The 9,050-nt window shown below is 69.0% G+C and carries 8 protein-coding genes; 4 read left to right on the top strand and 4 right to left on the bottom strand.

Going from position 1 to position 9,050, the window contains the following annotated elements:
* Positions 1 to 8: 8 nt before the first annotated feature.
* Genes H0T81_RS02150 through H0T81_RS02160 form a run of 3 tightly spaced genes read left to right on the top strand, consistent with a single transcriptional unit; the run spans position 9 to position 3,383 of the window.
* Positions 9 to 836 carry a 4-(cytidine 5'-diphospho)-2-C-methyl-D-erythritol kinase gene (locus H0T81_RS02150; RefSeq protein ID WP_294009297.1) on the top strand — a complete coding sequence of 276 codons (828 nt, stop codon included), beginning with the start codon at positions 9 to 11 and terminating at the stop codon, positions 834 to 836.
* A gap of 10 nt (positions 837 to 846) precedes the next feature.
* Complete coding sequence (locus H0T81_RS02155) at positions 847 to 2,202, top strand: NAD(P)H-hydrate dehydratase (RefSeq protein ID WP_294009298.1); 1,356 nt, start codon at positions 847 to 849, stop codon at positions 2,200 to 2,202.
* Positions 2,199 to 3,383 carry a class I SAM-dependent RNA methyltransferase gene (locus H0T81_RS02160; RefSeq protein ID WP_294009300.1) on the top strand — a complete coding sequence of 395 codons (1,185 nt, stop codon included), beginning with the start codon at positions 2,199 to 2,201 and terminating at the stop codon, positions 3,381 to 3,383. Before H0T81_RS02155 ends, H0T81_RS02160 begins: the two co-directional genes overlap by 4 nt.
* On the opposite strand, the gene H0T81_RS02165 is transcribed toward H0T81_RS02160, so the two are convergent.
* Together H0T81_RS02165 and H0T81_RS02170 are read right to left on the bottom strand one after the other, a co-directional pair.
* A complete protein-coding gene (locus H0T81_RS02165; RefSeq protein WP_294009302.1) occupies positions 3,302 to 4,504 on the bottom strand; it encodes a glycosyltransferase family 87 protein in 1,203 nt (400 codons plus the stop codon). The two genes, H0T81_RS02160 and H0T81_RS02165, sit on opposite strands and share 82 nt — an antisense overlap.
* Positions 4,505 to 4,510: 6 nt before the next feature.
* Positions 4,511 to 4,963, bottom strand: a complete 453-nt coding sequence (locus tag H0T81_RS02170; protein ID WP_366474080.1) for an MAPEG family protein — start codon at positions 4,961 to 4,963, stop codon at positions 4,511 to 4,513.
* 124 nt (positions 4,964 to 5,087) lie between these two features.
* Between H0T81_RS02170 and H0T81_RS02175 the strand changes: the two genes are divergently transcribed.
* Complete coding sequence (locus H0T81_RS02175; RefSeq protein ID WP_294009304.1) at positions 5,088 to 6,620, top strand: hypothetical protein; 1,533 nt, start codon at positions 5,088 to 5,090, stop codon at positions 6,618 to 6,620.
* Between the two features lie 11 nt (positions 6,621 to 6,631).
* On the opposite strand, the gene H0T81_RS02180 is transcribed toward H0T81_RS02175, so the two are convergent.
* Both H0T81_RS02180 and H0T81_RS02185 read right to left on the bottom strand, forming a co-directional pair.
* Positions 6,632 to 7,717 carry a deoxyhypusine synthase gene (locus H0T81_RS02180; protein WP_294009306.1) on the bottom strand — a complete coding sequence of 362 codons (1,086 nt, stop codon included), beginning with the start codon at positions 7,715 to 7,717 and terminating at the stop codon, positions 6,632 to 6,634.
* Positions 7,718 to 7,809: 92 nt separating this feature from the next.
* Positions 7,810 to 9,042 carry a type III PLP-dependent enzyme gene (locus tag H0T81_RS02185; protein ID WP_294009310.1) on the bottom strand — a complete coding sequence of 411 codons (1,233 nt, stop codon included), beginning with the start codon at positions 9,040 to 9,042 and terminating at the stop codon, positions 7,810 to 7,812.
* Positions 9,043 to 9,050: the final 8 nt, after the last annotated feature.

Below are 9,050 nucleotides of genomic sequence, written 5' to 3' on the forward strand. Positions count from 1 at the left end.
GGGGCACCGTGAACGAGGGAGGCGAGCCGCGCTGGCGGGAAATCGCTCCGGCCAAGATCAATCTCGCGCTCCATGTCCGGGGCAAGCTCCCGGACGGCCGCCATGCCATCGAGACCCTGTTCGCTTTCTGCATCGACGGCGACCGGCTGACGGCCGAGGAGGCCGGCGAGCTCGAGCTGACCATCGACGGGCCGTTCGCCGCCCCGCTGTTCGACAGCGAGGACGAGAATCTCGTCATTCGAGCCGCGCTCGAACTGTCCAGCCAGGCGCGGGTCGAATGCAAGGCCAAGCTCGGGCTGGAAAAGAGACTGCCGGTCGCCGCGGGGCTCGGCGGCGGCTCGGCGGACGCGGCAGCGGCGCTGCGATTGCTGACGGCGATGTGGGGGGTCGATCCGGCGCACGCGGCGGCGGTTGCTCCCAGGCTTGGCGCGGACGTGCCGGCCTGCCTGCTCAGCATGACCTGCCGCGGCGACGGTGCGGGGGACCAGCTGCGTCTCGTCGATGACCCGTCGATCGCGGGGGCTCCGCTGTTGCTCGTCCACCCCGGCGTCGGATTGTCGACCCGCGACGTGTTCCAGCGCTGGGACGGAGTCGACCGCGGGCCGCTGGGCGACTGGCGCGATGGCCGCAACGACCTCGAGGCGCCGGCGATCACGCTGGTGCCTCAGATTGCCGAGGTGCTCGACTGGCTTCGCGGCCAGCCCGGAGCTCAATTCGGGCGCATGTCGGGCAGCGGGGCCGCTTGCTTCGCCCTGTTCGCCAGCGACGCCGAGCGCGACCGGGCTGCCGCGGCCGTTCCCGAGCAGTGGTGGCGCCTCGCGACCAGCCTGCGCTAAGGGGTCGGCCGTGACCGCCGGGCGCCCGATCCTGACCGCATCCGCAATCGCCGCCGCCGAGCAGCAAGCGATCGACGCCGGCACTGCGGTGGAGCAGTTGATGGAGCGCGCCGGTGCGGCGCTCGCCGAGGCCGCTTTGCGATTTGCCGGACCGCGGCCGACGCTGGTGCTCGCGGGCCCCGGCAACAACGGCGGCGATGGCTATGTCGCCGCCCGGCATCTCGCCGCGCGCGGGGTGCCGGTGCGCATTGCGGCGCTCGCCGAGCCCCGCACCGAAGCGGCGAAAGCCGCCCGCCATTCGCACTGGCAGGGAAGGGTCGAGCAATTGGGCTCGAGCACCGAGCCGGCGCCGCTGCTGATCGATGCGCTGTTCGGGACCGGGCTGAAGCGCGGGCTGGAAGATTCTGTAACTGAACAGCTTTCGCGCCTTTGCGGCGCCGCCGTGGCGAGCGTCGCCTGCGACGTTCCGAGCGGGATCGACAGCGATTCCGGAGCCGAGCTCAGCGCCGTCCCGGATTTCGGCCTGACGGTCACCTTCGGCGCCTTGAAGCCCGCGCACCGGCTGATGCCGGCGATGCGGCGCTGCGGGCGGGTGGTGCTGGCGGACATCGGCATCGCGGCGGCCGGCGACTGGCACGAGATCGCTCCGCCCCAACTGCCGGCGCTCGATCCGCTCGGTCACAAATACGACCGGGGCCTCGTTCACGCGCTCGCCGGGACGATGCCGGGCGCGATCGCGCTCGCGGTGACCGCGGCAGCGCGTTCGGGGGCGGGTTATGTCCGGGTCAGCACGTCCCGCCCGATCGAGGGGATTCCGTCCGCCGTCGTCCAGCTCGAGACCGCCGAGGTCAACGACCCGCGGATCGGCTGCCTGCTAGTCGGTCCGGGCATGGGCGACATCCCGCAACTGCTGACCCTGGTGCTGACCAGCAAGGCACCCAAGGTGATCGACGCCGATGGTATTACCTTGCTCGGCGATCCCGAGCGGCTGCGCGGCCAGGATGCAATCATTACGCCGCATTCGGGCGAGTTCGAGCGGCTGTTCGGCAAGCTCGAGGGCAGCAAGGCCGACCAGGCGGCCGAAGCGGCGCGGCGCAGCGGCGCGGTGGTGGTCTACAAGGGGCCCGACACCGTGGTCGCCTCGCCCGACGGGCGGCTCGGGTTCGCCCCGCCGGCTCCGGCCTGGCTGGCCACGGCGGGCACCGGCGACGTGCTCGCCGGAATCATCGCGGCGATGCGGGCGAGAGGGCTGGACGCGTTCGAGGGCGCCTCCGCAGCGGTGTGGATTCACGGCCGCTCGGCGCAGATCGCCGGCCCGGAGATGATCGCCGACGACCTGGCTGCCGCCATCCCGGCGGCGCTGTGAGCGAGGCCATCGTGCGCATCGCCGCGCGCGGCGATGGAGTCTCGGAAAGCGGCCGCCACGTGCCATTCGCGCTTCCCGGCGACCGGCTCCTGGACGACGGCAGGATCGAGCCCGGCCCGCACCGCCAGGTGCCGCCGTGCCGTCACTTTCCGGAATGCGGCGGCTGCCAGCTGCAGCACGCCGACGACGACGCCTATCGGGGCTATCTGGTGTCGCGGGTCGAGGGCGCTCTCGCCCAGCACGGCCTCGCCACCGAGATCCGCGAGCCGCATCTGTCGCCGCCCAACAGCCGCCGCCGGGCCAGCCTGCGGGCGCTGAGGCTCGGAAAGGGAGCCGTGCTGGGCTTCAACGCCGAGCGCTCGCACCAGATCGTCGACATGCACGAGTGCCACATCCTGCGGCCCGAATTGTTCGCACTGGTCGCGCCGTTGCGCGCGCTGCTCGGCGATCTGCTGAAGCCGCGGCAGACCGGCGAGGCGCAGCTGGCGCTGACCGACCAGGGCGTCGACGTCGGGCTCAAGGGCGTCGAGGCGGCGGGTCTCGAAGCGATCGAGCGGCTGACGGATTTCTGCGCCCGGCACCGGCTGGCAAGGATGAGCCTCGACCAGGGACTGGGGCCGGAAACCTTCTACGAGCCGGTGCCGGTGACCGTGACCCTGTCGGGGACGCCGGTGCCATTCCCGACCGGCGCCTTCCTCCAGGCGACCGAGGACGGGGAAGCGGCGCTGGTCGCCGCCGTGCGGGAGGCGGCCGGACCGGCTCAGCGAACGGCCGACCTGTTCGCGGGGCTGGGCACCTTCGCCCTGTCGCTGCCCGGTCAGGTTTATGCGGCCGAAGCGTCGCGCGACTCGGTGCTGGCGCTCAAGCGGGCGGCGGGTACGTCCGGCAAGGCAATCGCGGCCGAGCACCGCGACCTCTATCGCCGTCCGCTCGATGCTTCGGAGCTGGCGAACTTCGAAGTAGTAGTGCTCGATCCGCCGCGCGCCGGCGCCGCCGAACAAATCGCCGCGCTGGCCTCGTCGCGCGTGCCTAGGATCGCTTACGTCAGCTGCAACCCGGCGACCTTCGCCCGCGACGCCAAGACGCTTGCTGGCGGCGGCTACGCACTCTCCTGGGTGCGGCCGGTCGGCCAGTTCCGCTGGTCAACCCATGTCGAATTGGCCGGCTGCTTCACCAGATAGAGGGCGATGACGATGGGGATCAGAGCCGGCCCCGGCAGATGGAGCACTCCGAAAGCGAACTGCAGCAGCTGAAGCCCCCAGGCGAGCAATGTCAGCAGGCGCCCCACGGGGTCCATCGGCATCAACAGCAGCATTCCGACGACCAGCGGCAGAGTGTCGTAGGACATCATGTAGGGAGTGCCGAAGGTCGCGCAGGCGAGGAAGATCGCGTTGGCTCGAAGATCGTCGGCGCGCGGGCGGCGTGAGAAGGTCCGCCACACCAGCGCCACCGCGAGTGCGGAAGCGACGGCCTGGACCACGCCCGCCGCAGCGACCGGAAGTCCCGCCGATCGAGCATTGATGAACGGCGTCGCCATCCACTGCTCGCTCAGATTCTCGGGATCGGTGAGGACCAGCGACTGGTTGGCGAGCCCTGCGCTGAAATAGGCGAGCCAGACCTCGACGCCCCAGGCCAGGGCGGTCAGCCCGGCCACCGCAAGCGCGGTCAGCGAGGCGACGAGAATCACCGTCCAGCTGCGTGTCGCGAGCAGGAGGATCGGGAAGAACAGCCCGATCTGCGGCTTGACGGTGAGGAGTCCGAGGATGAGGCCGGCGAGGAGCGGTCGCGACTCCCGCCAGCGCAGGACGGTCAGGATCGCGGCGGTCGCCAGATAATGGAACTGGCCGGAGACCAACCCGAAGATGGCCGCCGGAGCGAGCAGGAGCGGGAGCAGCAAGCGCGGATCCCGGGTCCACAGCCTCAGTGCGACGACAAAGGCGGCGATGCCGATGACGGTCCAGATCGCCAGCGCCACCAGGTAAGGCAGCGCCCCGAACGGCGCGGCCAGCAGCATCACGCTCGGCGGGTAGGACCACAGCTGGGGCGGGTAGCCGGGGCCGGTGACCGCATCGGCCGCCGCCCAGTAGGTCCGGAGGTCATAATATTGCCCCGGATTGGCCTCGAACGCCGCTCGGCCGTACATCCAGAAATTGAGGAAATCCCGGCCGATGACATGCTGCTTCGAGTCGCGCGGGAGCAGGTGCCCGAAATCCAGGGTCGAGACGTAGATCGCGCCGTAGGCGACGAACAGCAGCACCGCCGCCCAGTTCAGCAGCCGCAACCGCTCCGCCGATTGGCTCATCTCGGGCTAGATCAAGCCGCAGTCGTGGAGGACTCGAATCACGGCATGCACCGTGAGCGCGATCAGGCACAGCGAGGCGAGCATGAACAACGGCGTCCGGTACACCAGGCGGTTGACCGTCGCCTGGACGATGCTGTGGAGCACCCGAAAGCCGACGTAGCCCCACGCCAGCCAGTAATTGAGGCCCTCGCCCATACCCATCAGCGCAAGCGTGATGGCGATCGAGTAGAACAGCGTCGGCTGCTCCATCAAATGGTTGTAATTGTGCGACTTCCACTGGACCCGGTCGTCGACGACCCCGTCGAGCTGGCTTCCTCTCGCCCCCGGCGGCGCGCTCGACAATGTGATCCCGGCCTTTTGCATCGCCGGAAGCCGCACCGCGAGCATCCACAGGAACATCACGAGCGACCAGGCGACCAGCGCCACGACCGGAATCAGAATCGGGCTGTAGTCCATCATTCACCCCCTAGTTTGCCGCCGCGATTGTGCGTCACCAAGCGCCTGCGTGCAATGGCACCGCCGCGTTGCGCAGGCGCCGGGTTCGTGCTTTCTTCCCGCGCACGATTTCAGGGGGAGTCGAGTCATGCGACGCAGCACCTTGCTTGCAGCAGCGGCAGCCGTTTGGCTGGTTTCGGGCAGCGTGTCGGCCCAAGCTCCGGCATCGCAGGGCGAGGTCGCTTTCGCCAACAGTGGCGCGCCCGCCGCCCAGGCCTCTTTCCAGCGCGGCGTCGGCCTGCTCCACAACTTCCAGTACCCGCAGGCGGTCAAGGCCTTCCAGGAAGCGCAGCGAGCCGACCCGGGCTTCGCAATGGCCTATTGGGGCGAAGCGATGGCCGAGAATTATACGGTCTGGATGGAGCAGCACCCGGACAAAGCGCGCGCAGCGCTCGCCAAGCTGGGTCCCAACAGAGCGGCACGGCTGGCGAAAGCGAAAACCCCCCGCGAGCGCGGCTTCCTCGAAGCCGTCGAGGCGCTCTACGGCCAAGGCAGCAAGGAGCAGCGCGACTTTGCCTATTCGGCGCGGATGGAGCAGCTCTACCGGGCCTATCCCAGGGACGTCGACGCGGCGTCCTTTTACGCGCTGTCGCTGCTCGGGCTCGCCCACAAGGGCCGCCACTTCGGGCTTTACATGCGCTCCGCCGCGATCCTCGAAGAGCATTTCCCGGGCCACCGGCGGCACCCCGGCGTCGTCCATTATCTGATCCACAGCTACGACGACCCCGTGCATGCGCCGCTCGGCCTTCGCGCAGCGCGCCTTTACGGCGAGATCGCGCCCGGCTCGCACCATGCCCAGCACATGACCAGCCACATCTTCATCGCGCTGCCCGACTGGCCGGCGACGATCCAGGCGAACCGCAAGGCGATGGAGGTGGTGAACAGGGATCGCGCCGCCGAGGGGCGCAAACCTGGCGCGTGCGGCCATTATCTCGAATGGATGCACTACGCCCATTTCCAGGTCGACCAGGCGGACAAGGCGGCTCCAATCCTCGCGGCGTGTCGGACGCGGGCGGCGGCGGAGCTTGCCGGAGTCAAGGATCCCGGGCGGGGCAGCCCGACGCGCTCATATGCCACCATGCGCGCTCAGACGATCGTCGAGACGGGCGCTGCGCCGACCCCGGCGCTGGCGGTCGATCCGTCCCGCTTCCCGGCCCAGGAATTCGACCTCGCCTATGGCGACCTACTGCTCGTCCGCGGCAAGGCGGCGCCGCTCGCCACCGCGCGCGCGCGCCTCAAGGCAGCGGCCGCCAAGTCGCCGTTCGCCGGCATGCACCCGCTTGCAGCCAAGCGGCAGAACATCATCCTCGTGCAGGCCGACGGGCTGGACGCGCTCGCCGCGGGCCGGCGCGACGAGGGCCTGGCCGCGCTCAGAAAGGCGGCGGAGATCGAGCGGACGATGGAGGTGCCGTTCGGTCCGCCGATGGTCGAAAAACCGAGCTTCGAGCTGCTCGGCGACGAGCTCGCGGCGCTCGGCCGGCAAGCCGAGGCCGCCGAAGCCTATGCGGCGGCGCTCAAGCTGGCCCCGGGGCGCAAGCGGAGCCTCGCCGGCTACGCGCTTGCAAGCAAGGGGCGGCCGGACGGCGTCTCAACCGCCGCCGCCGGCACACACACGCATTAAGCAAACGCGCTTTAGTCGAACAGCTTGGCGAAGCGCCGCTTGGTCCGGTCGCGCCAGGCGCCGCGGTGCCAGGCGTCGGACGCCAGCAGCGGCAGAACGCTGGTCGCTTCGGCGAACACCATCTGCTCCTGCGCGGTGTCGACCTTGCCCCAGCTGCACGCTTCCTGGAGAGTCGAGGACGAGCAGGCGCCGTCGCGAACGTCGGCGACCGTGATCTGCACCGCATATTTGTGCATCTCGACGTCCTCGTGGCCGAGGATCTCGGCGCAAACCACCGTGTCCTGGGCGAAATTCTTCGGCACCCCGCCGCCGATCATCAGCAGGCCGGTGGTTCCCGCGGCGATCTTGATGTCCGTCAGTTCGCGGAAGTCGGCGATGCTGTCGAGGGTCATCCAGTGGCCGCCGCGCTTCTTGGCGTCGACCTGGTGCTTGACGAGTCCGAAGCCGGCCGAGCTGTCGGTGAATGCCGGGCAGAAGATCGGCACGTCGTGCTCGAAGGCGAGCTTGACCAGGCTGTTGTCCTTCTTGCCGTTCTTGACCAGCCACTTGCCCATCTCGCGGATGAACTCGCGCGAAGAGTAGGGCCGCGGCTCGAGCCCGTCGGCGATCTTGCCGATCGTGAAGTCGGTCTGCTGCAGCGCCCCCTCGTCGATATAGGTGTCGTAGATGCGGTCGATGTACAGCGAGCGCAGCACCTTATCATCGGGGATTTCAAGCGCTTGGTAGTGCTTGTGGCCAAGCGCTTCGAAGAAATCCATGTCGACGATGGCCGCTCCGGTGGCGACGATCGCGTCGACCATGTTCGACCGCACCAGCTCGGCGTACAGGTCCATGCAGCCGCCGGCCGAGGTCGAGCCGGCGATCACCAGGAAGATCGAGCAGTCGGGGTCCTCGAGCATCGCATTGTAAATGCCCGTGGCGCGCGCCAGGTCGCGGCTGGTGAAGCTCATCTTGCCCATCGCCTCGACGATCGGCCGAGCGTCGAAGCTGGTGATGTCGATATGCTCGACCGGGCTCGCCAGCAGCTCGGCCTTGCGGGTGTCGTTGACCGGGGCGTCGTTGACCGGAGCGTCGTTGACCGGGGCGGGGATGTTCATTCTTCGCTCCATATTGCTGTTCCCCGGCGAACGCCGGGGTGCAGCTTTGCTTTTCGGACTGGGCTCCGGCCTTCCGCCGGGGCTCGCTTGTTCTAAAGCCGCACAGCTCTCGAACGCTTGCGCTCGGCGGCCGCTCCATAAAGCGTCGCCATCGGCTCGTCGCCGACGATTTCGACGCCATCGACTCCAAAGCCGTTGAAGCCGGTGCGCATCGCGCAGCCGTAGGCGCCGAGCATGCCGATCTCGATGTAATCGCCGGGGCCGACGTCGCCGGGAAGCTCGAACGGCCCGGCCATCTGGTCGAGGTCGTCGCAGGTCGGGCCGTAGAAGCTGAACTCCATCGGCCGGACATTCGATTGCGCCTCGCGCAGCAGCCGCACCGGATAGCGCCAGCCGATGTGCGCAGCGTCGAACAGCGCTCCATAGGCGCCGTCGTTGATGTACAGCTCCGATCCGCGGCGCTTCTCGACGCGCACGACGAGGCTCGCATATTCGGCGCACAAAGCGCGACCGGGTTCGCACCACAGCTCGGCCGAGTAACTGATCGGAAGCGCCTCGAAGCCGGCGTGGATGACGTCGAAATAGGCCTCGAGCGGGGGCGGCTCCATCCCCGGGTAGGTCGACGGAAAGCCGCCGCCGACATCGACGACGTCGACCGTGACGGCCGCCTCGACGATCGCGTCGCGGACCCGGGCCATGGCGTCGGAGAAGGCGGCCGGGGTCATCGCCTGGCTGCCGACGTGGAAGCAGATGCCGAGCGCGTCCGCGGCCTGGCGGGCCGCGAACAGCAGCGGCTTCACGTCGTTCGGCTCGGCCCCGAACTTGGCGGACAGGCTGAGCCTGGCGTGCTCCGAGCTGACCTGCAGGCGCACCAGCAGGTAGAGATCGGTCGCAGCGACCCCGTCGCTGGCGGTCGCGCGCATGATCTTGTCGAGCTCGTCGAGCGAGTCGAGGCTGAACGCGCGAACCTTATGGTCGAAATAGGCCTCGGCGATCGCTTCCTCGGACTTCACCGGATGCATGAAGCAGATCACCGCCTGCGGCAAAGTCCGCGCGACCAGGCGAACTTCGCCGATCGAGGCGACGTCGTAATGAGTGATGCCCTCGTCCCACAGCAGCCGCAGCAGGTCCGGCGACGGATTGGCCTTGACCGCATAGAGCGAGCGGCCCGGAAACTTCTCGACGAAGAAGCGGGCGGCGCGGCGCGCGGCGCGCGGACGCAGGAGCGTCACCGGCTGGGCCGGACGCAATTTGGCGATATCGGCACCTCGGCGGGTGCCGGTCGGGGCGGTCGCTAGCCCCAGCGCGCGATGATGCTTGTGCAACTCAAGGG

Source organism: Sphingomonas sp. (assembly GCF_013812825.1).
Lineage (GTDB): Bacteria > Pseudomonadota > Alphaproteobacteria > Sphingomonadales > Sphingomonadaceae > Sphingomicrobium.

What these genes read in the sequence shown, in the direction of transcription:
- H0T81_RS02165 (WP_294009302.1), bottom strand. Translation starts at nt 4,504, where the DNA reads ATGAGCCAATCGGCGGAGCGGTTGCGGCTGCTGAACTGGGCGGCGGTG.
- H0T81_RS02170 (WP_366474080.1), bottom strand. Translation starts at nt 4,963, where the DNA reads ATGATGGACTACAGCCCGATTCTGATTCCGGTCGTGGCGCTGGTCGCC.
- H0T81_RS02175 (WP_294009304.1), top strand. Translation starts at nt 5,088, where the DNA reads ATGCGACGCAGCACCTTGCTTGCAGCAGCGGCAGCCGTTTGGCTGGTT.
- H0T81_RS02180 (WP_294009306.1), bottom strand. Translation starts at nt 7,717, where the DNA reads ATGAACATCCCCGCCCCGGTCAACGACGCTCCGGTCAACGACGCCCCG.